19 protein-coding genes and 1 pseudogene are annotated in these 24,537 nt (G+C 63.6%); 6 read left to right on the top strand and 14 right to left on the bottom strand.

Translation table 11 applies throughout. The features are described from left to right. Positions 1 to 28 precede the first annotated feature (28 nt). Positions 29 to 241 carry a DUF6919 domain-containing protein gene (locus JKJ07_RS44485; protein WP_202998121.1) on the top strand — a complete coding sequence of 71 codons (213 nt, stop codon included), beginning with the start codon at positions 29 to 31 and terminating at the stop codon, positions 239 to 241. A 262-nt stretch (positions 242 to 503) separates the two neighbouring features. On the opposite strand, the pseudogene JKJ07_RS44480 reads toward JKJ07_RS44485, so the two are convergent. From JKJ07_RS44480 to JKJ07_RS44470, 3 genes and pseudogenes are all read right to left on the bottom strand, one after another. After that, positions 504 to 1,176: pseudogene (locus JKJ07_RS44480) on the bottom strand (transposase family protein). Positions 1,177 to 1,330: 154 nt separating this feature from the next. After that, positions 1,331 to 2,116, bottom strand: a complete 786-nt coding sequence (locus JKJ07_RS44475; protein WP_202998120.1) for a hypothetical protein — start codon at positions 2,114 to 2,116, stop codon at positions 1,331 to 1,333. Further along, positions 2,113 to 2,814, bottom strand: a complete 702-nt coding sequence (locus JKJ07_RS44470) for a HipA family kinase (protein WP_202998119.1) — start codon at positions 2,812 to 2,814, stop codon at positions 2,113 to 2,115. Before JKJ07_RS44470 ends, JKJ07_RS44475 begins: the two co-directional genes overlap by 4 nt. Positions 2,815 to 3,756: 942 nt before the next feature. On the opposite strand from JKJ07_RS44470, the gene JKJ07_RS50755 reads away from it, so the two are divergent. Both JKJ07_RS50755 and JKJ07_RS44460 read left to right on the top strand, forming a co-directional pair. Beyond that, positions 3,757 to 4,119: a class I SAM-dependent methyltransferase gene (locus tag JKJ07_RS50755; RefSeq protein ID WP_307834757.1), complete on the top strand. Its 363-nt coding sequence runs from the start codon at positions 3,757 to 3,759 to the stop codon at positions 4,117 to 4,119. 273 nt (positions 4,120 to 4,392) lie between these two features. Then, a complete protein-coding gene (locus JKJ07_RS44460; RefSeq protein WP_202998118.1) occupies positions 4,393 to 4,728 on the top strand; it encodes a hypothetical protein in 336 nt (111 codons plus the stop codon). A gap of 74 nt (positions 4,729 to 4,802) precedes the next feature. On the opposite strand, the gene JKJ07_RS44455 is transcribed toward JKJ07_RS44460, so the two are convergent. From JKJ07_RS44455 to JKJ07_RS44445, 3 genes are all read right to left on the bottom strand, one after another. Continuing rightward, positions 4,803 to 6,440 (bottom strand): hypothetical protein, encoded by a 1,638-nt coding sequence (locus JKJ07_RS44455; protein WP_202998117.1) that lies wholly within the window; start codon positions 6,438 to 6,440, stop codon positions 4,803 to 4,805. Positions 6,441 to 7,359: 919 nt separating this feature from the next. Next, positions 7,360 to 8,226, bottom strand: a complete 867-nt coding sequence (locus tag JKJ07_RS44450) for a replication-relaxation family protein (RefSeq protein WP_202998116.1) — start codon at positions 8,224 to 8,226, stop codon at positions 7,360 to 7,362. Between the two features lie 285 nt (positions 8,227 to 8,511). After that, entirely contained in the window at positions 8,512 to 9,276 is a 765-nt protein-coding gene (locus JKJ07_RS44445) for a replication-relaxation family protein (RefSeq protein WP_307834756.1), read from the bottom strand. A gap of 442 nt (positions 9,277 to 9,718) precedes the next feature. On the opposite strand from JKJ07_RS44445, the gene JKJ07_RS44440 reads away from it, so the two are divergent. Next, positions 9,719 to 11,098, top strand: a complete 1,380-nt coding sequence (locus JKJ07_RS44440) for a UDP-N-acetylmuramoyl-tripeptide--D-alanyl-D-alanine ligase (protein ID WP_307834755.1) — start codon at positions 9,719 to 9,721, stop codon at positions 11,096 to 11,098. A 79-nt stretch (positions 11,099 to 11,177) separates the two neighbouring features. On the opposite strand, the gene JKJ07_RS44435 is transcribed toward JKJ07_RS44440, so the two are convergent. The 6 genes from JKJ07_RS44435 to JKJ07_RS44410 form a co-directional block, all read right to left on the bottom strand. Beyond that, positions 11,178 to 12,617, bottom strand: a complete 1,440-nt coding sequence (locus JKJ07_RS44435) for a UDP-N-acetylmuramate--L-alanine ligase (protein ID WP_202998114.1) — start codon at positions 12,615 to 12,617, stop codon at positions 11,178 to 11,180. A 12-nt stretch (positions 12,618 to 12,629) separates the two neighbouring features. After that, positions 12,630 to 13,622 carry an SAM-dependent methyltransferase gene (locus JKJ07_RS44430; protein WP_202998113.1) on the bottom strand — a complete coding sequence of 331 codons (993 nt, stop codon included), beginning with the start codon at positions 13,620 to 13,622 and terminating at the stop codon, positions 12,630 to 12,632. A 21-nt stretch (positions 13,623 to 13,643) separates the two neighbouring features. After that, positions 13,644 to 14,333: a GNAT family N-acetyltransferase gene (locus tag JKJ07_RS44425; protein WP_236031033.1), complete on the bottom strand. Its 690-nt coding sequence runs from the start codon at positions 14,331 to 14,333 to the stop codon at positions 13,644 to 13,646. Positions 14,334 to 14,338: 5 nt separating this feature from the next. Next, positions 14,339 to 15,844 (bottom strand): APC family permease, encoded by a 1,506-nt coding sequence (locus tag JKJ07_RS44420; RefSeq protein WP_202998154.1) that lies wholly within the window; start codon positions 15,842 to 15,844, stop codon positions 14,339 to 14,341. 85 nt (positions 15,845 to 15,929) lie between these two features. Beyond that, entirely contained in the window at positions 15,930 to 16,712 is a 783-nt protein-coding gene (locus tag JKJ07_RS44415; RefSeq protein ID WP_202998111.1) for a GOLPH3/VPS74 family protein, read from the bottom strand. A 309-nt stretch (positions 16,713 to 17,021) separates the two neighbouring features. Continuing rightward, on the bottom strand, positions 17,022 to 18,224 hold the full coding sequence (locus tag JKJ07_RS44410) for a helix-turn-helix domain-containing protein (RefSeq protein WP_268919434.1): 1,203 nt from the start codon (positions 18,222 to 18,224) through the stop codon (positions 17,022 to 17,024). Positions 18,225 to 18,279: 55 nt separating this feature from the next. On the opposite strand from JKJ07_RS44410, the gene JKJ07_RS44405 reads away from it, so the two are divergent. After that, complete coding sequence (locus JKJ07_RS44405) at positions 18,280 to 18,843, top strand: flavoprotein (protein WP_202998109.1); 564 nt, start codon at positions 18,280 to 18,282, stop codon at positions 18,841 to 18,843. Between the two features lie 160 nt (positions 18,844 to 19,003). After that, positions 19,004 to 20,074 (top strand): hypothetical protein, encoded by a 1,071-nt coding sequence (locus JKJ07_RS44400; RefSeq protein WP_202998108.1) that lies wholly within the window; start codon positions 19,004 to 19,006, stop codon positions 20,072 to 20,074. Between the two features lie 442 nt (positions 20,075 to 20,516). Here the strand turns inward: JKJ07_RS44400 and JKJ07_RS44395 are convergent, their stop codons facing one another. Together JKJ07_RS44395 and JKJ07_RS44390 are read right to left on the bottom strand one after the other, a co-directional pair. Continuing rightward, positions 20,517 to 23,405, bottom strand: coding sequence for a P-loop NTPase fold protein (locus JKJ07_RS44395; protein WP_202998107.1), 2,889 nt, complete (start codon positions 23,403 to 23,405; stop codon positions 20,517 to 20,519). 675 nt (positions 23,406 to 24,080) lie between these two features. Next, a complete protein-coding gene (locus JKJ07_RS44390; RefSeq protein WP_202998106.1) occupies positions 24,081 to 24,527 on the bottom strand; it encodes a hypothetical protein in 447 nt (148 codons plus the stop codon). Between the last annotated feature and the right edge of the window lie 10 nt (positions 24,528 to 24,537).

Genomic DNA, 24,537 nt, shown 5'->3' with positions numbered 1-24,537 from the left:
AAGGCGCCCAAATCAAGGTGGAGGTGCGGTGGCGGAGATCGATGACGGCCTGCTGCCCGAGGATCGGCCGTTGTGGCGGGCCGCGGAAAGCCTCGATGAGGTCGCTGCGCTGACCGCGCGGTGGCTTTCGGGCGGTATCAGGAGTCAGCCGGGTTACGGCGGAACGGTTGACGTAGACGAGGACGACGCGCAAGGGCTCACTGCCGCTCTAATCGCATGTAACAGGGCGGGTTTTTTTTGACCAACGACTCGAAGGCTGGATTTGACGGGATAGGTTTCGACGGTGCCCGCTGGACGCAGCTGGCTGCGGTGACCGGGTTCATCCACGCCGGCCAGCTTGCGCGGCTCACTGCCGTAGTTGCCGTTAACGGTCGGTTCCGCATCCAACGCGATTTGGTCAACGAAGACGTGGACGTTCCAGTCACTTGCCGAGACGGTGTCGAATACACCTGGTACGGGCGGGCGTGCGACGCCGCCGCGATCGCCGAATCTCTGAGTTATTTTCATCCTCGGTAGCGGTCCGCCTCGACGTGATGCAGGGCGAGGATGGCCTGCACGATCGCGGTCGCCCGGCGGGGCCAGCAGCGCAGTTTCGCCAGGATCTTCCAGGTCTTGAGGGTGGCGTTGGCGCGTTCGCCGCGGGCTCGGATGCGGGCGTGTGAGCGGTTGACGGCCTTCTGCCTGCGAGACAGTTTTGGCCGGTAGCGGTGGCGTTTGAACGGCGTCCGGACGGTACCGCCGGCTCCCTGGTATGCCTTGTCCGCGAAGGTCATCACGTTTGCGCTGCTCAACGCGCCGACGATGCCGTGGCTACGGGCGGCGGTCAGGTCGTTGATCGGCGACTCGATCGATCGGGATCAGCGTGCCGTCGAGGATGGCGTACGCCAGTGCGCGGATCCGGCCCATCGCGGTGGCCAGATCATCGGCGGCCGAGGCGAGCAGGTCGACGGCCTCGCGCACGTAGCGCCAGGCGGTGGCCACGCTGATCTCGAAACCCCAGGCCAGGCGGGTGTAGATGTCACCGTTTCGCAGATGGGCCAGGCGAGCAGGGCTTGGCGTCCTGGGTCGAGGCGCCGCCAACGCGATCGGCGCTGGTCGCGCCGACGGCGGGATGAGGCCGGCGAGGTGGTTCAGAGTCCGGGTGGGCAGCGGAATCGCGGCAGGGTAAGACAGCACAGCGAGGCTCCCGGTTGGGGACATCGGATTTTGGTCGACTGCTTTCTTACCGGGAGCCTCGCCGCACGTCCACATCGGACCGCTGGCCTCCGTGACCTGCACCGTCACGATGGAAATGGCTCATTGCACCGTTCGGCACTCGACCGGTTCTAGCTTAGTGCTCAAGCAACACAAGAAGCTCGGCTTGGGCCGAGCTAACGTCGCCGACATTTACAACTTGAGCTAGCCGAGACAGCTGCCCTAGTTGGCGATGCAGCCCAGCGCTCTCCTCCGACGAATATTTCACCAGAGCAATACACTGCGACTCCTTTAGCTCAGGATCTTCAGCGGCAACAACCTTTTCGAATGACCAAGTCATAGAATGTACTCGGTCCCAAGTTCGTGCATCGGGCGACAGATTTACCCTCTGCATCAGGTGAGGTCGACCGTTGTCGTAGCGATAATGGAATCGCAACTCGTCCTCTCCACCGGCATGATGAACGAGAATGTCCGAGTCTCGTTGAATTTCTTTGGCCATCGGAAGAGTTCGGATTGCTCGTTCACTTAGCTGCAAGACGTCGGGCGCCGCGGCGTCGTCTTTGTCAACGAGGAGCTCGAAGAGTTCGGCCAGCAGGGCGTTCGGACCCGCCTCCGGATTGCCAATCATAAATTGGCCACCCGGCTCCAGGTAATAATTGTCACCGCCTCGCCGACTCTCGCTGAGCTTTTGGAAGCTTGGAGCATTCCTGATCGCAGATCTCCAGTGCTTCACCCAAAGCTTGTAGGCCTCTGGCGAAGCGAACCTGGTGCCGGTCTTCCGTCCGTCGATATTGCCGGCCGCATTTTCCCCGACGAACTTGCACAGTGTCTCGTCGTTGTATCGAAGGACGACACCTACGTTCACCGGTTCGTTACGCTGAACGTCCGGGATGTATTTTGCAAGCATCCATTCGATTGTCACAGGACTCCCCCTCCCCAATCATTGACTTTGGGAAAAGACGCCTTGCTTTGGTCAAGATAGTCCGCGAGGCGCTTCTTGCGGAAAGTCAAAACCTCGGAGATCTTTGCCGCCTCCGGCGGCGAGCAAAGCCTAAGGTCAGCCGCTCGCTGCGGAATCTCGGCTAAAAGGTCGTCGTGGACGGACGAGATCCGTTCGGCCCAACGATGCAGATGGGTCGAATATTGAAGTTCCGGAGGCAGGCAACCGTACCAATACGGCTGATCCCGCAGACCATCCAAGTGGGCGATACCGTTGCCAGCGTTGGGGCCAAGGAGAGAATGACCATGATCGAACATGCTGACGGTTCCACTTGCCGGAGAAAACGCCAGATTTCCATTGTGCCGGTCGGAATTTAGAATCCAGCAGTCAAATACTGCGATGCCAGCCGCAGTAGTCGGCTTGGCTAAGACCATAGCCGCCGCGTCAACGGGAGGCAAGGAGTCGCCTTTGATCCCAAACTTGAGAGCAACGTACGCGTAGCTGTCGTCGTTGAGCTTTGCGATAGTGCCGGGAGGAACGGGCAACCCGACGGCTTGCCCTAAAGATCCGCAGATGTACTCATTGGCAACGGTATACGGAACCGATGTGTCCTGCTTAACGACTCCCGCCAGCGTGCACCAGCTGGACGCCGTCACGCCGATGCCTATGGCGGAGTCCACGGACACAACTCCGTAGTAGCCCGGCTCCATCTGGTACGGCTCCTTCCGCCGAAGTAGTCATCCTACCGAGGTTCGCCGTCCGGCGGGCGACTGAACCTGGAGCCGACCGCGCTCAAGCTAGATCCGCCGACCGTCCGCTCCGACCCGTCAGGGCTGAGTTCCGGTGCCGTTGGACCAAGGGCACAGGTCGATCAAGCAACGATCGGAGGCCCATCGGGTGACGGGACCGGCACAGATTCTTGGCACTGGGGCACACATGCGCGATCTAGACGGCGCAAAAAGCTAGGCGGCTCGTGGCGGCGGCCACGTCAAGCAGCTCGTCGAGCTGCTGTTCCGCCTTCCGCGCGAGTGAAGCCCTCGCATCTGCTCCCGCAGGGCCCTGGCGAAAGCGGCTGTCTTGCCCGAACCGGTGCTGTGGAAGACGACAGAGCGCCTTGATTCGATCTCATCCATGACGCTACGAAGGCTAGCGGAGACCTGTGACATGCCGAGTTCTCGCCGAGGTATGGGGCCGGCGTTGCCGTGCAAGTCTCTACGCGGCGAAGGCTCAGCGGCTCCCTGGACGCGTCGGTGACATCTTCGCCCAGTTCGACAGCTGTGGCGGGACGGCGTCGAGCATTCGTTTCAGCATCCTGCGGGCGTCGGACTAGTCGTCGAAGTAGTGGGTCATCTCGCGACCGTCGGCACCGCCCTCGCAGCCGAGATTTTTGCCAGGCCGGTCCCGGTCCGGAGCAGGAAGACGTCTCGTCGGCTCTCACCGTACCTGCGGTTGAAGTGGTACTCGACGCGGTGGGCTATCCCCGTCACTCAGAACCTAAGTGCGGCTACTCGGGTTTGTGTGGACGCTCGGAGGGCTCGCGCTTACACCGCCCTCTTCAAAGTCGACCTCGCTGTGCCGGGCAAGATAGACCGGCTTACCAAGCGAAGGATGGGCTGATAGCGGTGCGCGGCGGGGAACACTGGGCGAAATACAATGACAGTCAGCGGGAGCGTGAGGTCCGGCCGTTGTGCGCTGAGCTGATCGCGATGGCCGGCGACGGGGTCGGCCGTGATGCCATCGATCTGGGTTGTGGCGCCGGAATCGAGACCCGGGCCTTACTGCGTGCCGGCTGGCGGGTTTACGCCGCCGACGGTGTGCCTGGCACGCGCGAGCGAGTCCTGGCCGCGACTGACGAGTCAGATCCAGCATGGCTGACGGTCCAGGTCACCGACCTGCGTGCCCTCAGCGACCTGCCGCCGGCGGATCTGATCTACGCCGCCTATTCACTGCCGTACGTCGGCGCCGACCATCTTTATCCCGTGTAGCGGCTGATCCGTACTCGGCTGCGACCGGGTGCCTTGGCTAGGAGTTAACCTCTTCGGCGAACGTGACTCTTGGGCCGGTAGTACCGACGAGGTCTTCCTCGACGTATCCGCCGCCCGCACACTGTCCGACGGACTCGACGTTCTACGGTTCACCGAGGTCGAGGAGGACGGCCCTGCCTACCGCGGCACCAAGCATTGACACACGTTCGACGTCATCGCCCGCATGCCAACGATGTAACGACGGAGGGCAACGCGGGACCTCGCCCTTACTCGTTGATCAATGAGTTGAGCAATTTTCAAACTGCCATCGGTCCTGAGGGTGCCAAGCCGTTGCCCAGTGCGGGCAAGCGAGGCCCTCGCCACGTTGAAAAAGGCTCTCTGTACCTGGGCTGTTCGCAGCATGCCCTCGAAGACATCTCCCGTGCCGCCCAGATCACTGTGTGGGATCTGGTACTCGGCCGCAATGAGCTTTGGCAGTTCCTGGCCGGCGCCGCCGCCGAAGTATCCGCTCCCCGGTGGCTGGCGGCCCCGAAGTTCCGCGCGTTAAAGGCGAAAGCAGTTTTCATTCACATCTATGGGCGCTCGAATGGCGCGTTCGGCAGGTACTAGATTTAGCACCAATCTACGGGCACGATCGCTGCTTCACGAGTTCCGGTGTCGTTTGCCATCCGTCGATCAGAATCTCATTTCGTACCACTCCCGTTTCCTGGCGAAAGCGTTGAGCCGGACCCTATGAAATCCGGTCTCACGGTCACAATAATTGCGCCAACCGCAACCAGAAGGGAAAGCACCGCGACTACGACTGACGCCACTGTTAGCAAACTCACCTTGCGCGCGAGCCTAAGATTCTGATCCGCCATCGCCAAATCTGCATTCGTCGAAAGCAGTTCACCTAAGTCGGCTTCGAACTCCACCACTCGCTTTCCACGAGCTTCGATTTGAGTCATCATTGCGTCAGAAAGATTCGAGCCTTCGTCCTCATGGCCTGGCCGGACTTTGACGAAATCTGTATCCATCGGGAATTTCATGCGCCTAAGGTTGGCACGATCAATTAATTCCTTCACAACGATGCGACCATCCAGCGAAGTTCTGATATGCCTCACTCTTAGTTCTTCGAGCCACCTTCCTGAACGGTTCTTCGCATTCTTGTCAATCAAGTCTCGCAACTCTGCCAGGTCAGCCTCCAGAGAACTTAACCATTCGATCACGGCCCATCGTATGCAAGTTCCCGCGATCAGATAGGCATCCAAAGTGTGAAGTGATTCACGAGCCCTAGAGTCAGCGTCTTCCAGATGAGAGCTATGGCGATTCGTAGTCATCGCGACTAATGCTTCTCGTCTCACAGCAAGCATTAGGTGCCGCCCGAAAGGCTTACCAAAGTGAAAAGTGGACCTTGCATCATTGAGCCTGAGGCCGGGGAATTTACTATTCTCCCAATATCCATCAAGACTCGTCAGGCCAAGGATTTCCAGATAGGTCGATGGCCCAGCTGGGCGCTCCTGCCATGGCTCTAGGTCCTTTGCCACCATAATCGTCACCGCCGGAAGAGGCGAACGGGATAGTCTTGACAAAGATCCGGGCATCCGGCTCGAAATGAACTTTGTTGCCAAATTCTGAAGTTGCAGGAACCAATCTTGGACCTCCTTCACCCGTGCCGAATCGGCATAGATATATGATGCTTGGCGTCCCGACTTCCTCTCAACAGCCCCGGCGGGCGGCCGACTCACTATTGCATTCAACTCCCGGCTACGGTCATCGTTAAAGGTGAAGCTTCCCACCAATGCGGTAGTTGAGGAGGTGACTGATGCGATTTCCAAACGAATACTTTCGATTCCATCTGGAAGATCCATTCTGACAGCTTGGGGATTGAACCTCGTTGAGGTACGAGATTGAAGCCAGACAAGGTTCGACCAGTAACCGCCCCCTCGTCGGCAAGCTTCGATTGACGACAATTTAGAATCGATGTCTCGAATGTCCGCCGCACGCAAGAGTCGGTACAGCCCAGCCCGAAGGTTCTCAAAGGAGGTTGGCGTATATAGCTCGGTCACCCACATTAGCGGGACCTCGACGCTCTCACCCGGCGGCAGAACCATTTTCTCGTTTCTCGGAGCGCCGATCTCTCGCTGCTGCATCCGAGAGACCCAGAGCAACGCGGCACGATCTTGCGCAAACCTTCTGGCTGCCTTCGGAATTCGACGCGTCACAGCTATCTTCTGCCAGATTTGCAGGCTATCTAGGTTTTTGAGAGCAAGTTTTGATTTGACCATATCCAAGGAGACCGCTCGGCTCATGATTAAACCAATCACAATTCCCAAAGCCATCCATAAGCCATATTTTGCATAGTGTGGGAGCATGCTTGAGCCTAGCCACTCGCGCCCTCCATCCAGCCAGGGTGCTCCGGCATTGGTGAGTAATTCCCGTCGCCGAGCCGCCGGCCAGGCAATGACCGTCGTCGCGAGAGGTTGGGGCGAGGCTCTGTTCCGGGCTCGCTGCCCGCGGCCATCGCGAAGACCAGCTTTGCCGTCCCCTTGGTGGGGAGGTGAAGCTAGATCTAGACGCGCACACCGGCTCGCCCACCGTCGTTCGCCGGCCGATACCCCGGTTCCACGGGGCGACGTGCTATGCGCATGCGCGTCACCCCGCGGGCAAGATCCGGTCAGGCTGCGTTTCGATGCTGACGGTGGTGCAGCCGGAGGAGCCGGGCAAGGCGGGCGGCTTGATCTGGGGTGGGAAGTGCTGCTTCAGCTGCGAGTGCCTGGATCTCCTCCTCGATCGCCGGGTCGGTCAAATGTCTAGCCATCGGCAGGGTGCCTCGCGCATGGGAATGGCCTGGCGTGTCGGCGTGCGGGTTTCCGGCTCGGTGGTTGCCGCCGGTGGTGCCGGGTGTCGGTGGTTGCGGGGTCAGTCGCTTCTCGGGACGGCGTGGCGCCATCGCCCTCCTCGCCGAACAGGTGCGGGCCGACGGCGCAGGATGATGGACATCTGTTGCTCCTTCGCGGGTTCGCCCGGTTTGAGACCGGGTCGAGGTGATCATCGGGTTGCCGTACCCGGACGGAGGATCTCCGTCCGAGCATCGTTTGTGTCAGGTGGTTCGCGTTCTGTCAGTGGGCTCTGTCAGGCGGTGTTGGGCTCTGTCGGATCCGGTGGTTGGCTGCCTGTTGGGTGGCCGCCTTTCCGATTGGATGGACGGGTTGGGCCCGTCGCCCTTCTGCCGCCACGTCGCGTTGTACGGGTCGCTCATTAATCCGCGGCCGCGGGCGCGGACGCGGGCAGCTGGGTGAGTCGTTGCAGTGGTCCAGGGCGGCCGTGCAGCCACCAGATCGCTTCGGCCGGGTTCATCCTGGCTGCCCGGTCGCGGGCAGCGGTAGCGACGGGATGGCGGATGCGTGCGTCGGTCAGCCGTTGATGCAGATGCCGTTCACGCAGGCTCGAGTGCAGCCAGAACAGGACCGGGTACACCCGCCCGGTCGCCACGGCGAGGTCTTCGTAGGCGTCGAGTTTGTCGACCAGGACCGGCAGGGGTTCGGTGCCGGTGTCGTGCTCTAGGTAGAACGGGACTCGTCGTTCGCGCTCGGTGAAGATGCCGTGCCCGTCGGGGCGTACCTTCGGGATGCGGATCAGCAGGGTGGGTGGGTCGCCGGGCTCGGCGAAGCCGCCCATCGTGGTGAAGCGGGCCGCCGGCCACCACCGTTCCAACGCAGCTTCGGGGTGGGTACGGGCGTAGCCGGCGAGATCGGTGAAGAACCCGTTCACGCCCAGCAGGTGGGGCAGGTTCGCCCGGCTGGTCAGGTGCCAGCGCCGTTGCCGGGCCTGGTCTCGGCGCGGTACCGGGTCGCCGCGCTGAGCCGCGACGACGTCGGTGCCTTTCTGGCTGAGCACGTAGTGGTACGGGAAGGTGCCGCCCTCGGCCCGGAACGGCCGGAACCGGCCCAGCACCTTCTTGGTCTGACACAGCGCTCGTAGTCGCCGTTGAGCGAAGTCCAGCGAGGGATACAACGCGTGGGCGATCTGGAACGAGGTGAGCACGCCGTGCTCGGCCAGCCAGCCGAGCAGGACATGGTCACGATCGGTGAGATGAGCTTGAATCGCGAGGAGGTCTTCCTCCATACGCAGGGTCCTTTCGAGAGCAGTAGATAGGTGTGGTTCCTTTCCCCATCGGGAGACCCCCATAGAGAGGGTCTGTAGCGACATCAGCAGCACTCCTCAGAGCAGGCGTGAGCTGCGGTGTTGGGTGGAGGCGGGGGTCGGTTTAGGGGTCCGGATCAAGCCGGACACCCGCACCGACCGCCGGACCGACAGCCGAGCGGGCTGCCGCACCGAACTGCCTCGTGATCGGTCAGTCCTGTCACTCACGGTGCCACTACGAACCGGCTGGAACCGGTACGCCATCGGTCAGGAGGAAGCGACGTCGATCAGCCGCCGCCGGGATTGACCGGTGACGGTCCAGATCGGTCCTGACGGGTCCGGCGCCTTCGCCCACCGGTCTATCGAGGTGGTGGCGACCGGGACAGGCAGCGAATCAGCGGCTAGGTCCTCGTGCGCCTGCTGCTCCCGCAGGTCGGTGGGGCACAACAGCAACACGCAACCCGCCGGAACCCCCGACGCCGCACGGTAGCCGCTCAATGCGTCAACCGGCCGCGGCGCTGAGGTCTCTGCGCCGGCGCGGACGTGGTCTTCGTCGACATGCAGCAGGAACCGCAACGCCCGCCCGTCCTGCAGCCATACACCCGCCGCACCCGGCTGGACCCCACTGATACCCAACCGGAAGAGCCACACCGTGACGTCCTCACCCCGCCGCCACCCGTACAGCCACGCCGAACCCGCCGACGCCCGAGCAGCCCGGGTCAGGCCAACTAGAAACTCGTTAACCTCGAACTGATCGCGATGCTCACGACCCAACGCCACCGGCACCGCCAACCCCGCACTATGCAACCGTCCCGCCAGCAGCCGCACACCAGTTGCGCTGACCTCATAGTGCGCCATATGCGTCGAGTCGTTGTCATGGACGAACCGCCACACCAGACCTGCCTGTATGCGAACCCGCAGGTGCCGCACCGCCGACGGCCGACTCCTGAACATCAACTCAGCGACCTGCCAGGTGTCGAGCACACCGTGCTCCGCCAGCAACCCGAGCAGCCGCCAATGCCGCTCCCCCACCCCCCGAAGATCAACGCCAGCAGCGACAGAAGCCGACGGCGGGAGACGAGAGCTCTGCTCAGGGCCTACCTCGTAACGGCGGCTCACCCCTCGCCTCCGATCATCGCTCCTGACGCCCGAGGTGCCGGACGTGCCGACCGTCAATCAAACCTCATCTACACATACGGCCAGGAAAGCGCTTACCCGAACACCGGTGTCCATCTGATCAACCGAAAAGACGATGACAAATATGGGTGTATCAGTCGTACGGATCGTCAGATCGAAAGCCGGAGCAGCGCGACTTCGGTGTCAACGATCGCGGTTTCGATCCGCCCGCCGCGACCCGAAATGGGTTGGGTGGAGCGTGCTGGTTGTGCCGGCCATCTGGCGAGCCGGTTAACGTTGCCATGGTCGGTGGTGCCGGGCGCGTAGCGAGCAGCCGCCGGAACGATAGGGTTTGTCGGTGTTGCCTTTGACTCTGGCCGAGCTTGCGGCCGACGTTAGTGGGACCTTGCACGACGGTTCCTCGGACACGCTTGTGACCGGGCTGGTCACTTTCGACTCGCGGCATGTTGAGCTGGGCAGCCTGTTCGTGGCGTTGGCTGGGGCGCGTGTCGACGGGCACGACTTCGCCGATCAGGCGATCGAGGCTGGTGCCGTCGCGGTTCTGGCCGCGCGTCCGCTCGGCGTACCGGCGATCGTGGTCTCCGACGTGCAAGCTGCTTACGGGCGGCTCGCAAAAGCCCTCGTACGCAGGCTTCCCGGGCTCGGCGTCGTCGGCATCACCGGTTCGGTTGGTAAGACCACCACCAAGGACCTCGTCGGTCAGGTGCTCTCCCAGTTCGGTCCCACCACCGCGCCGCCCGGCAATCGCAACAGCGAGGTCGGCATGCCGGAGAACGTCTCCCGCTTGACCCCGGACGCACGATTCCTCGTCCTCGAGATGGGCGCCCGGCACGTCGGAGACATCGCTTACCTCACCTCCGTGGTGCGTCCACAGGTCGGTGTCGTGCTGAGCGTCGGCACCGCGCATCTGGGCGAGTTCGGCAGCCGTGAAGCTATCGCTCAAGCCAAGGGCGAGCTGGTCGAGTCTTTGCCCGCTGATGGGACGGCTGTTCTCAACGCCGACGACCCGATGGTTGCGGCGATGGCGGCCCGGACCGTCGCGCGGGTCGTCACGTTCGGCCGCAGCCCACAGGCGACCGTACGGGCCGAGGACGTCAGCGTGGACGCAGCCGGCAGACCGGCCTTCACGCTGGTCACTCCGCACGGTACGGCCCGGGTGAGTCTGCGCCTGCACGGCGAGCACCTGGTCTCCAACGCCCTGGCCACGGCTGCGGCAGCGTTGCACTTCACCGATGATCTCCCGCTGGTGGCACAGGCACTCAACGACGCTGAGCCGGTGTCGCAGGGCCGGATGCAGGTGTCCGAGAACCCGGCCGGGGTGACGGTCATCAACGACGCCTACAACGCCAGCCCGGTATCGGTGATCGCCGCGCTGAAGTCGTTGCAGACCATCGCCGCCGGGCGGCGCATGGTGGTCGTGCTGGGGCAGATGAACGAGCTGGGTGACACCTCCGCCGACGACCACATCGAAGTCGGCCGGGCCGTCGGCAAACTACGGCCTGCCCTGCTGATCACGGTAGGTAACGAAGATGCCGTACGGCTGGGAGCGGCCACGGCCGAGGCGGGGGTCGCTGTGGTGCACGCGGCCGACAAGGACGCGGCGGCCGAGCTGGTTGCCCAACACGTACGGCCGGGTGAGGTGGTGCTGTTCAAGGCGTCCAACGCTGTAGGACTGATGCCGGTCGCTGATGACCTGGCTGCCGGGGTATCCCGGTAGCCGATCCGGCGACGAGACAAAGCAGGGGACGCCAGTTTCGGCGCCCCCTGCTGACCTCCGTACACGACGGACAAATCTTCTAGACGGGCACCTCGACGGTCGCGCCCACCGCGGCAATGATCGGAGCAGCGAGCGTGCCGACATTGCCGACACCGAGCAGGACCACCACGTCGCCCGGACCGGCCATGGCCGAGACCAGAGCAGGTACCTGTTCGTGCGTGGCGAACCGTACGCTGGCCCCGGCCATGATCACGGCGTCACCGACGATCGAACGGGTGACCCCGGCGATCGGTGCCGCGCCGGCGACGTCGAGCATGATCGTGCAGTCGGCGCCGGCTGCGAGGGCTGCACCGATGTCCGCGCCGAAGACCTGCACGCGGGCGTAGCCGGACGGTTGCACCACCGCGATCACCCGTCCGTCCCCGGCCACCGCGCGGGCGGAGGACAGGTCGGCGGCGATCTCGTTGTGGTGGTCGGCGTGGCAGTCGATCACCGTGACCCCGGCCATCTGACCGACGCGGGTGAACCGGCGACGGACCCCGGCGAACGCCGAGACCGCCTCGGCGGCCGACACCGGCGGGTGGCCGAGCGCGACCAGCAGCGCCAGCGCGGCGACCGCATCCTGGGCGTGCTGCGCCGACGGGCTGGCCAGCCGGATCACGCACCGGCCCGCATCGGCGACCGCCACGGTGACCTGGCTGCTCCAGCCCTGGCGGCTGATGTTCTCCAACCGCACCGCGGCCGTCGCGGACCGGCCGAACGTGACCACCCGCAGGTCCGGGCGCAGCACCCGTACCCGGCGCGTCAAGTCCCGGCAGCCCTGGTCGTCCGCGTTGACGACCAGCACACCCACGGCGCGGATCCCGCTGGCGAACCGGAGGTAGGCGTCGATGTGGTCGTCGAGGCCGGTGTAGTTCTCCGGATGGTCGAAAGCGATCGTGGTCACCACGGCCGCCGCCGGAGTCAGGAAATGGAACGCCCGGTCGGACTCGTCGGCCTCCGCCACGAACAGGTCCCCGCCGCCGCTGTGCGTGCCCGTACCCGGCTCGGTCAGGTCCGCCCCCACCAGGAACGACGGATCCTGCCCGAGTTGACGCAGCGCTGCCACGAGCATGCCTGTGGTGGTGGACTTGCCGTGCGTGCCCGCGACCGCCACCAACTCCCGGCCGTGCGCGAGATGTTGAACGACTTGCATGCGGTGCACGACAGGGATGCCCCGCTGGCGCGCCGCCGCGGTCTCCGGGGCTTCGCCCGCAACCGACGTGTAAATCACGCAGGACGCGCCGTCGATCGCGGCCGCATCATGCCCGACCTTCACCGAGCAGCCGGCCTCCCGCAGCGCCGACAGCCGGGGCGAGTCGACGGCATCGGTGCCGCTGACGTCGGAGCCCCGGGCCGCACACAGCTGCGCCAGACCGGACATCGCCGACCCGCCGACCCCGACGAAATGAGGACGGCTCAGATCGATGGGACCGGCGTACGCATTGAGGGTCGGATTGGCAGTGACAGTGTCACCCATTGCCTTGTCCTCTCATGGAACCGGATGGGATTTATCGACGGCCGGCGCGATGGCCGGTGATCGTCCAACTTTTGACATGGCGGTGGGGAAAGCGCATGCGCGAACTCGCTGTGCTGCGGGGCACGCGGAGCTGACGGCCTCAGCCGAGGTGCGCGCGAGTAGCCCGTAGCAGGGTGCTTGTTCGGGTGTGCTGGTCGGCTGTGGATCGAGATCGGGCAGCCAGTCCACGATCGGAGTGACACCAGGCCCTATCAGGTCGAGCCCATCGGCGAACGCGGCAACCTGTTCGCGAGTGCGGGAAACGAGCGTTCCTTGAGCGGCATCCTTGGCAACAACCCGCAGTTGGTCCCGGATCGCAGTGGGGAGCAGCTCGGCGGTGCCGTGGGAGATGGCCAGGTAGCTTGCGGCCGGTAACCCCTCCAGAAGGGTGTGGATCGCTATGTGGGGCTGCGCGGTGTCAGGGATGAAGTGCAGTACCGCCATGACCAGAACGGCGACCGGCTCGCCGGGGTCGAAGGTGGCCCGTAGAGCGGGGTGCGCGAGGATCGAGTCCGGCTCGCATAGGTCGCCGACCAGAAACTCGGTACGGCCTTGGGGGCCGCCTTGCATGAGTGCTCGAGCATGGACGGCGACCAGGGGATCGTTGTCCACGTAGACGATCCGGGCGTCGGGATGCACTTCTTGGGCAACATCGTGCACGTCGACGCGGGCGGGCAGACCGCAGCCGAGGTCGAGGAACTGCCGGACACCGTGGTCGTGGGCGAGGTGACGCACCATCCGCAAGACGAACCGGCGGTTCTCCGCAGCGGCGATGTGCGCGTCCGGGAAGGCATTGCGGATGCCGGAGGCGGCGACGCGATCAGCAGCGAAGTTGTCTTTGCCGCCGAGCAGAGCGTTGTAGCGGCGTGCGGGTGTCGCCTGGGTCGGGTCGAACCGCTTGATTTCCGCCTCGGGCGGCGCCTGGTCGGGGGTCACGGTGGGAACTTTCGAATCCGGTGCGGTCATGATGGCTTCGTCTCGAACAGCTCAGGTTGGCCTGGACGGCTGCTGTGCAAAGGGAGTCGTCGCTTCAGATCGGCCGGCTTTGTGGCGCTGTGGCGTCGCGAGCCGGGCAGGCCGCCACATCGGGAACAGGGCTGGGCCGGCGGGAGTGACGTGGTAGGTGGCGCAGGGTTGGTAGCCGAACTGCGCGTACAGGCGGCTGTTGTCCGAGCCGGTGGCCTCCAGGTACGCCGCAGTGCCAGTGCGATCGAGTTCACGGTGGTGATGGCGCAGCAGGCCGCCGCCCAGACCTCGGCGTTGAAAGTCGGGGCGGACCGCGAGATGTCCGAGGTAGTGGTGCCAATCGGTGTAGGGGTGGTGACGGTGTGTTGCCTGGTCGAGGGCGGTGAAGCGGTGCAGGTACTCACCGGTGATCTGGGCGAGGCGGGTTTGATAGCCATCTGGTGCAGGAACGGGTCTGTCCGCGATCGGGTACCAGAGGGCGACCGCGGTGACGCCCACGTCGGGGTCGTAGGTGATGTCGATCTGGCCGTGGTCCAGGGCTTGCTCGGTGAGCAGAGCGAAGTACGGGCGGTAGACCCGTGCCCGGGTGTCGGGGTGCGGGATGAGCCAGGTGGCGAGGTCGCCGTACAGGAAAGCTGTGGTGAGCACGTCGGCGATCGCTATGGCGTCGTCGCGGACGGCGGAACGTATGGTGGCGTTCGAGACGGTCATGGTGGTCACCGGCCTGCCGAGACCGGTTTGGCCTGCTCGGCGGCGGCGCTGTTGGCGCCGAGCCCGATCACTTCATACACCTGCGGGCGACGCTGTCTGAGGATCAGTGCCCAACTCACGCCCAGCACGGCGGCCACGGCGAAGATCGCGGGTAGTTGCCAGCGCAGTGGTGAGGCTGGGTCCACGCCCAGCAGGGTCGGCATCTGGCCCAGCGTCACCACCAGTACGGCGCCCAGTGCGAGTGCGGCGAAGGCGGGTGCGAGGATGCCGCGGCTGATGTTCACGCCGTCACGGTGGGCGGGCCGGGCGAAGTAGGCGCACACGGCGACCGAGGTGGCGGTCATCAGGATCAGCACACCGACTCCGCCGAGTACGGTCAGCCAGAAGAACATTTGCGTGAACGGATCCCAGCCGTTGACCACGAACACGGCGATGACCGACGCACCGATCAGGGTTTGCAGCAGCGATCCGGCGATCGGGGCGCGGGTCTTCGGGCTCGTACGGCCCAGCCCCGCCGGCAGGACACCTTCGCGGCCGAGGGCATAGAAGTAGCGGGCGGCGGTGTTGTGGAACGCCAGTAACGCGGCGAACAAGCTGGTGACGAACAGCAGCTGCCCGAGTGTGACTACCGCGGAGGGAACGTAGGGTCCGGCCAGGTTGAAGATGAGCTGTGAGCCGTCTGTGGTGGCTTTGTCGACGATCTGGTCCGGGCCGGTGGCCACTGACATCGCCCACGCGCAGAACGCGTACAGCACGCCGATGATCGCGAGGGCGAGGTAGGTGGCGCGGGCGACGGTCTTCTGCGGGTCCTTGGATTCCTCGCTGAACACCGCCGTGCCCTCGAACCCGACGAACCCCGCGATCGCGGTGGCCAGCGCGGCGCCCAGCCCGGCGGTGAACAGGTTGCCCGGTGACAGGGTGGTGAACGAGACGAGCCCGTCGGCCGGGTGCGCGACCTGAACCATGGCGAGGATGATCGCGACACAGATCTCGGCGATCAGGAGCACCGCTAGGACCCGGCCGTTGAGATCGATGCGCCGCCCGCCCAGGAAACCGATCAGCGCCCACGACATGAGAGCCCATGTCCACCACGGCGCCGACAGATCCAGATGAGCTGCGGCGAAGTCGTGGGCGGCAACCCCGAACCCGCCGTACAGGCCGGTCTGCATCACGTTGTAGGCGACGACAGCGACGAAGGAGGCGCTGACCCCGGCGGGTTTCCCCAGACCGCGGGTGACGTAGGTGTAGAACGCTCCCGCGTTCACGATCGTGCGCGACATCGCGACGTAGCCGACCGCAAAGACCGCCAGGATCACCGCGACCACCACATATCCCAGCGGGATACCGGTCAGGCCGGTAACTGCGAAGCCGGCAGTGGCGCCCCCGGCCACCACTGTCAGCGGGGCTGCGGCGGCCATCACGATCCATACCAGCGGCCACACTCCGAGCCGGGCACGTGCCAGGGCTGCAGCCATCGGGCTGGCCGGTGCATGTCGCGAGGGATAGGACATCACGGAAGTACTCCAAATCGACCGGAGAAGAAGAGATTTAGATCTGGCATATGCCGTTAGGAATGAATTTGGAAGAGTGGGTGTGTCAGGTTCGGGTGATCACGGCGTCGCCCGCGGCCGCCCGGGTCAGAGCGACCAACTCACGGACCGGGGCCGGTGCAGCCTTCAACTGCGAGCTGATCGCGGAGGCGAAGGGGCCGGCGTCACCGACCAGCGCGCTGCAATGCAGGTCCGTGGCGACAGCCAGCCCACCGAGCAACAGATCGAACATCTGCAGCGGCTCGCTACGCCGCAACGCATCGGTCAGCCGTGCCCACGGCCATCCAGCCGCGTTCATGTCCGTCGGCACATACCGCATCTTCCGGTTCCACCAGCGCCGCGACAGTTGCTTCTCGACGTGGCCGGCACGGGCCATCCGACCGGCCACCTCTACGTAGGCACTGTCACCCAGATAGACCAGCCAAGTACGGACAGGGTGTTCAGCCCGCTCCCTAACAACCTGATCCAGCACGCTGTGCGCCACAACATCGGCAGGCGCGCGCTGGTCCAAGACGTGTACCAAGCCGGCGTTCACCGTCAGACGCCCGGCCACAGTCAGCTCGCCGAGCAGCGCGGCCGCCATCGCGAAACCGGCCATGCGCTCGTCCAGCAGGCAGGCACCGTCGCTGCTGCGGTGCACCATCCGGAACAGGTCATCACCCAGCAACTGCCAATGACGACCGCCACCGCTCGAATCCCCGCGTGACAGCGTCAAATCTCGTCGCCGTCCGCGAACCGCGCTTCGGTCATTGAAACGTTCTTGCACCATCGGAAAATCACCATTGCCAGCCAATTGCCGATCATGGCGATACGCGGTCTGGGGATCCATGCACCTATCACCTCAACTCGAATCAGGACCGAACTGACGGCAGGAAATCGCGTCGCGCAGAGCGACCGAAACCCCTTGACCAACCATGAGGAACTACTCAACCGAGATGGTCGGGGAGCATGGCGAGGCCAGCCGGCGCACTCGCGGCAGCACCAGTTCGCAACCGGTCATACCGCCCGCTCGCCGTTGGTGTGGATCGACGCCCGCAGTCCTGCATGAGCCCTCCCGTCATCGCAGTGGGAAGTATCAATTCCCGCCAACGGGTGTGACGCTAGGGTCTCGCAACGCCGAAAGTATTAGCCGCTCTAATCACGCCGAATCGATGCGCGCGGCCAGTGCTTGGAGCTCTCGGCCGCCGGCCGAACGACGTGCACGTCGAAGCATCGACCCGACTGTCTCCCGGACCAGCGGCGACAGCCGGATTCGCTGGGGCGCAATCTCCTCGGCCCTCAGGAGCGCAGTCTGCGCTTCCAGGTCATGCTTCCGCGTTTGAGCTAAGCAGCGGCCGAGGTCGGCGTACATCGTCGCCTGCCGGTTGGAGGAGCCGATCAGCGAGACGTCCATGGGCGGCAAGGAGACTGCCGCGCCACCTTCGTTGAGTTCAGCGAGAACGCCGTACCGCCAGATGCCGACGTTGGTCGGCCCGAACCACAGCTGACCGAAGTTGCCTTCTCCCAGACGGGCAGCCGTTGTTGCTGCCTGTTGGAGATGGTCACGACTGCGTTCGCCGTTGCCGTCTACGGCGGACAGCATTGCCGAACTGAGGTGGAGCATCCCGTAGACCTGCCCAGCGCGACGGTGGCCCGCGGCGAAGTCCAGGCGGTCGATCGCCTGGGCTGCCCGCCGCAAGGGGAGCGAACGAGCCTCCGACGGCACGGTGTGGACGATGGCGAACTCCGCCATGCCGAGCCATTCCGGTTCATCTGACACCGCCAAGGCCGTCGCGCGGCACTCCTGCGCGGCGAGCATCGCCAAGTCAGCGTGGCCCAGGTACTTGGCCGCGAAAGTCGCCGCATACATGACCCACACGAGCCGACGGGCCATCACCGGGTTCTCGCGGTCAGTTCCCAGCGTCAAGATCAGCCCCGGCAATCGCGCCATGAGGTCGTCATACCGGCACGCGTTGTGCAGCTGAGTCACCTCTGCCATGGCCGCGTCAAGATCGGCGGGCGGGTCCTCTGCAGGCTCTGTAACACCGAACGACAACTCGGCCATCGCTGCGCGAAGCGCCGGGAAATGACGGGTTGCTGCCGAGTGCTCCAGGGTCGTGGGATCGTACGGCTGGCCGGTCAGATCGGCTAGCGACACCTGCAGAGCCCTGGCGAGAACAAGCTGCGTGCTGCGCTTATCGAGCGGCGACAGTCCGCTCTCGATCTGTGCGATGTACCCCTGCGTCAGCCCAGCCAGGTCAGCCAGCACACGCTGGCTGAGGTTACGCTTTAGCCGCCAACGGCGAACTCGGACACCGATGTGATCCAAGCTCGTGCTCGCTGGCTGCCGGTCCCCAACCATGGCACGACGATACGTCAGCGTATGAGCCTGAACTACCCCGAGATGATGGAGCAACATGCCGCACGCTGATCAGCCGGTGCTCTACGTCGTCGCCTGCGGCGGACGCCCCGCCAGCGACCTCCCCGCTTTCGTCACGCAGATGAAAGCCACCGGATGGCACGTATGCGTGATCGCAACCCCATCCGCCCTCAAGTTCATGGATCTGGACACGCTCTCGGCCCTCACCGGACATAAGGTCCGCTACGACTACAAGCAGCCAGACGAGCCCGACGCACTGCCTCTGCCAGACGCGTTCGTTATCGCGCCGGCCACTTTCAACACCATCAACAAGATGGCTTCCGGTGCGAGCGACACCCTTGCCCTGGGAATGCTCAACGAGGCAATCGGGCTTGGTCTGCCGATCGTCGCCGTACCCACCCCGAACGTCGCACTCGCTCGACACCCAGCATTTCAACACAGCGTCGAAGCTCTGCGGTCTTGGGGCGTCAACCTGATGTTCGACCCAGCCCGCTGGCCCCTACCAACCCCGAACATGGGTGCCCCCGCCGCGGACCTGTTCCCCTGGACAGACCTCGCCGACGCCATGTCGGACTTGATCCGGAATCTTCGTGCCGCCTGAACATTGACGACATTTGAGGCGCCGCGCCACTACGAGGCGGGTGCCAGCGGCGGCCCGCTCCCACGGGTGGCGCGTCGAGTGCGACGAGATGACACGAACCACGCCGTGAAGCTAAAGATCAAGATGCTAAGTAGTGGAACGACCACATTAAGCTTATGTGGTGAATCCCTCGTCGAGCACCGCGCTAGATCTTCCCCCACAGTTCTTCGACTTCGTCAAAATACTTCGCGACCTTTTCGACGGCGAGACAGCGCCGCTAACGTTCGCATTCGTTGCGATCTTAATATCTGTTTGGGCTGCGGTGATTTCGCGACGAAGCATGCGCGCAAGTGAGCGAAGCGCGTTTGCAGCGGAGTTGCAGGCTGGCCATGCCGCACGACAGGCAGAGTCGGCAGAGCAGCAGGCAGTCGCAGCAAGGGACGAGGCCAATTCCGCAAGCACAGAAGCCGGAATCGCGAGTCATTCGACTGAAATTTCAGCTCTTGAAACGGCGCGTGCGCGTATTGACGCAGCAATGCCCCGAGTTGCTGTGGTGATGCATAGTCAAGTCGACCATGCTGGACTGGCGGAGAATAGCTATCGCATCCCGCTGCCGACGGAAAGTCTGCCGAATCTCAAGAAGGTTCGCCTAGAGCATTGGCCACAGTGGGCTTGGGATGCATTCTTCGTTTCTCATGGCTTTCTGTACAACTTCGGAAATGAACCGGTCAGAGTCATTGCTGACGGCTTACAGTTTTATGCCGGTAAGCATCCGTTCACCGGCGATGAAGTACCCAACTTGCCTCGAACCTTGGACGGATCTCACTTTTTAATGGCAGGGGATTACGCTCTATTTCAAGTTATTGCACGCAAGCAGGTTGATGACTGGGTCGAAATACTGAAGAAGCAGGACGGGGTGGCGGAATCATGCGAGTCGTTCGTATGGTTTTACCCCGCAAACTTCGATAAGCCCGAGTGTGGAGCCAAGATTCGGACTGATGGAATGCCGCTGAGTCGAATTCGGAGAGATAACGTCTACGCTATATTTCAATCGGAAAGCTATTTCAGCGTGCATGTCGAATACATTCGCAAATACCCCGACTCTACAGAGATCATATCTGCGGAACTCCGAAATGACAGAGACGAGCTATTTAGAATAGCAACCCGAAAAGCCATTCATGAGTCACTCGCCAACAATTCCGGCCTGCCGATGCGCGAGGAGAGTAGCGACGACGTCGACGACCTCAGGTGACTACCTGGGGGACATGCACCGATGGCGACTGTGGACATCCGTGGACGGCGAAGGAGGGAATTCGCTGCATGAGGTGTCCCACAATCTCCTTTCAGTCAGATTTCCCGCCGCTCGTCGGAGGGAACTCGCGATTAATGTCGGCGGTAAAGCCAACATCGCCAGACTCTTCAAAAGGCGGAGAGCCTCCTGCAGTCGACTGGTGGATCAAGTCGCCGTCGCGGACATCGCGGACCAGGTGCCGTACTCGAGGCGGCCGGGACCAAGTCAGTGTCGCACCGGTTCGAGGTTTTCCAGCCGATGATCCGGCGGGAGAACACGTCGTGTACCGCGGCCAGCCAGAACACCCCTCACCGCAGGGTTGCGGGTGGAGTCAGCGACCCAGCGCCGGTTCGGCCGGTCCGTGGAAAAGTTGCGGTTGACCAGAACCGTGCCTGCGTGGCCTTCAGGCCTTGGACGGTGAAGCCTTCATGAGGTTGACGTCATAGTCGCGGTAGCCAGCTCGCACCAGCCAGTCACGGAGGAACTTGTTCGTCCAATCCCGGGCGATCGGCGCGGAGTCTTCGCGGCTTGGCCGGAAGATGAGATCGTCGGCGTGCTGCCCGGAGCCGGTGCCAGCGCCAGGGCGGTTCAGGCCGGTGAAGTCGACGACGCTGTCCAAGCCGTTGTTGGCCTCCGCCACCACATGGACGATCATGTCCGGGTCTGGCCTTCTTCGGCGCAGCAGGCCCTGATACAGGGCGGTCGACACGTCGAGCGCGGTGAGCGTCATGGCGTCTAGCAATTCATGCAGCTCACCCGGGTCCAATGCGGCGGGCAGAGGACGTGCATCGTGCCGTCGGCCAGCAGGGCGGCGGCTGCCGTCTAGTTCTGTCAGCCATAAACCCACCGCGAAGTCGGCTACCAAGTAACCCTCCTCGCCCGTTGTGCCGGTTCGTACGTTGACGCCGGCCAACACAGGCGTCTGCTGCCTCCAGCCTCCGCCCGCGCCGCTCGTGTCATGCAGGCGGGTGCCGAGCCGAGTGTGGCGCATCCCATCTCCAACGTCGGTTAACTGCCATGCGTCGAAGCGGAACGGCCATCTCAATTCTGGCTCGCGGCGCAGCCAGCGAGTCAAAGCACACTCAGCCAACTGCTGCTGAATGAGGTCCTCGCGGTCGCGGTCGGTTGGGCCCGGTGCAATTGCGATGCCCGTCGGAAATTCCTCCCCGGCAGGTACCAGTACGGTTGCCGAGATCTTGAAGTCCGGAACCTCGCCATTCGGAGCGCTCAAGACCTCAACCCGGTGGCTCGCCATCTGACGTGGCACCTGAACCACGGCGTGAGGCAGCGCCTCATTAAGTTCTACGACCGCATGGAATCGGTAACTCTCCCAGTCGTTAGCTCCGGTGGACGTTGGCAGTGGCTGAGGCTGGGGTACGTGTTGCGAGAACCTTCTTGGCCCCAGCCGCTCGATCAGTGCCTCTGCGTCGAAGCCAACGATCTCCGGTGCCCCGTCGGTACCGTACCCCCGTTCGACTAGTCGGGACGCCAGCGCGCCGAGGTCGGTCTTGTCGTCGACGGTGCGGGCCAGACGCCGGTTGACTTCTGTACTGCCGAGTAGCCGGTCGGCTTGGGCGAACAAGATTGATGTAGGTCCGAGTGGCGCCCGGTCTCCTTCTTGCACGTTGTTGATGAACGCCGCCCAGGCCCGGTTGCCTGCCTCGTTGGCGAATCGGCTGCCAGATTCCACTGCTTCAACCAGAGTGGCCAGGACATCGATGCCAGCGGTGGCTGCCCCCTGGACAGCTGAGTTGAAGTCGGCAGACGGGATTTTCTTCAGCAGCGTGGTGAGCAAACGATTCATGGCAGCGTCCGGCCCGCCGAAGAGCTGGTGCGAGTCAGCGGGCAGAGGGAGGTAGGGCAAGATCCGGTCCAGCAGATTTGCGGCCTGAGAAGCGCCCAACTGCGCCGCTACATTCGCGAGCCGGCGTATCATTCCGGCGCTCCTGCTGACAGCCTGCCGGTCACTCCTGTCAGGCCGCAGTACCTTTTCGATCACAGGCGGTTTGAACCACTCGATCAGCTCGGCGTCACTAGGTTCGGCGTCCTCTGGCACGAAGGCGAAGTAGCGAGTCGCGTAGTCCGGGTTGTCGACGCCCCGATGCCGTGGGCTCACGTCCTGACCGTCGGCAAGTACAGGAAAGAGCCGTCGCAGCGTGGCCCACACCGCCTCGCTACGATTCTCGGCAACGGCTAAGTCAGTCAAAGCCGTAACTTTCTGCCATTGCTTGAGTCGCGCCTCGGCGCGCGGGCCTCCCGAAGCCAGCGGGACACGGTCTGTGCGCAACGCTTGGAAGAGTCGCGGGTACGCCAGCCGGAGGTGAGTCATTGCGACGAAGTCAGCCACATCGACGTCATGCACACCAGCCAGCGGCAGATGAACACGCAGTTGAGCAAGCAAACGCCGAATGCCGCGCGGTTCGGCCAAGTCTGCGGCGAGTAGCCCCTCCCAATCGACGTTCAATCGTCGCCGCTGCTCCTCGGCCAACGAGATGCCGAGGTCGTGCAAGAGAGCAGTCAGGCCAGCGTTGAAGAGATCGGCCGACTGAACCTCGCGCAGGGCGGGCTGGTCGATGGGCAGCGTCACCACCTTCTCCAGGAAGGCAAGCGCGCGGTCTTCCCGGTCGGACGCGACAGGCGTCGCCTTGAGAAGGTCAATCACTGTCCGCTGATCGTAGGCGATGAAGTAGTGCACGTACGGCAGCCGGCCGACCACGCGGATCGCCCGGAACAGGGTCAGTAGTTCCTCCGGCTGAAGTCGATCAACGTCGTCCACGAAGACAAGGACTGGCCGGGCAAGGTCGGCGAGGGCCTCGCGAACTTGCTCGAATCGGGCCAGGAGTGTGGTGTCGTCAGCAGCAAGTACCTGCTCGCCAATCTTTTCCACGACCGACCCCACAGTGGGCACGAGCGAGAGCGCAGGAACGGCATACGTGCGGGCGTAGTCCTTGATCCGGCGTAGTGCCCTCGTTGCCTTCCGGTCCTGTGGTAGCGCTCCCGCGATCGCACCGAGCAACTCGCCGACAATCGCGTCTGGTGTGCTCAACGCCCAAGGCGTAAGCCGCCCTATGCCACCCCAGGCCGCCGAATCTAGGCAGGCAATCACAAGATTGGCGGTGCTCGTCTTCCCGCTTCCCCACGGCCCGACCAACGCAACGACCGAACTGCTCTGCTGACCCCCGACCAAGTCCAGCATCTCAGCGAACCGCTTAACAAACGGCCCGCGGCCGAGCGCTTCGTCCGCCGCCGACTCGATCGGATCGTCAGCCCACCAACCGTCCAACCCTGCCACGCGACCTCCCTCGAAGCGTCCTCTATACCAAAGGGTGAACGAAACAGCAGGCCGCCGCACCGCAGGCAGTGCGGATGACGTCAGCCCGTTCCCGACTGGCTCGGTCACGGCATCTCGAACCCCATCCGGTTCTGTCTCGGCGACGGGTCCGTAACGCGAACGCCTTCCTAGCTGGGCTTATGCGGTGTCAGTGCTTGATGGCCCCGGGCCGCCTGTACCGGAAGTGGATCATTAACGAAATCTAGAACCAACTTCGCGTCTTGTTGGTTCGGTCCCGGCAGCGGCTCGTTGACCTGTTGATACTCGACGGGCTGGTCGGCAGAATGCGAAGTTCTTCGCGGCAGGGAGTGGTCTCCTGGCCCGCAGGCAACGCTCTCGCGGCGGCTGCCATGGTGGGCGCCGCGAGGAGCGTCAACTGAGCTCGCAAGCGGCGTGTTCGGGTTCCGACGGAGACGGAGGGCGGCCTCGATGATTGTCGAGACTCGTGTTGCTTTCCGGCCCGATCTTGACGCCGAAACCCCGGCCGGTCGGCTGCGTGGGATCAGTGGCAGTGTGCTTCGAGCTGGCCGTGGCCTGGGAGAGTGATCAAGAACGCGGACGTGTTGTCGGCAATACGGCTGCGCCGATGGATCGGTCTGGGGTCGAATTTGAGCCGCGGACGCTGTCCTGGAATGGTCATCGAGTAACGGTGGTGATGATGAGCGCCAGGCCGTAGGCGGCGATGCCGAAATGAAGGCCCGTCCACAGTTTATGCAGGCGAAATCTGTGCATTTTCGGGTAGCGCTTGTAGTGCTTGTCTCTGGCTTCGTTAAGTTTGGCGTCGTCGGTTAGTGCGCCACTGTCAACTAGTATTTCGGTGAGCGCTCTGGCTTGCTGAAGGTGATATTCGGCGCGTTCATGGTACTTGGCTGTGGCAAGCGCGCCGTAGAGCCCCATAACCGCGATCAACACGGAGAGCGGGAGGGTATAGGCGGCGAATTTCTGTTGCACGATCAGCGCGCTTAGCGCGGCGGCGACGGCTAGTAGGTAATTTGTCAGCATTGCTCGTTGAGTTTCAGATTGGCGAAACTGATCGCGGTGTTCGCTCCAGTAGGCCAACGTTGCCGTCTCCGACTGACTCATATCTGCTCCA

This window comes from Paractinoplanes lichenicola (assembly GCF_016785085.1).
Lineage (GTDB): Bacteria > Actinomycetota > Actinomycetes > Mycobacteriales > Micromonosporaceae > Actinoplanes > Actinoplanes lichenicola.
The sequence above is the reverse complement of the archived record's forward strand: the minus strand, read 5'-3'. Positions and strand labels throughout refer to the sequence as shown.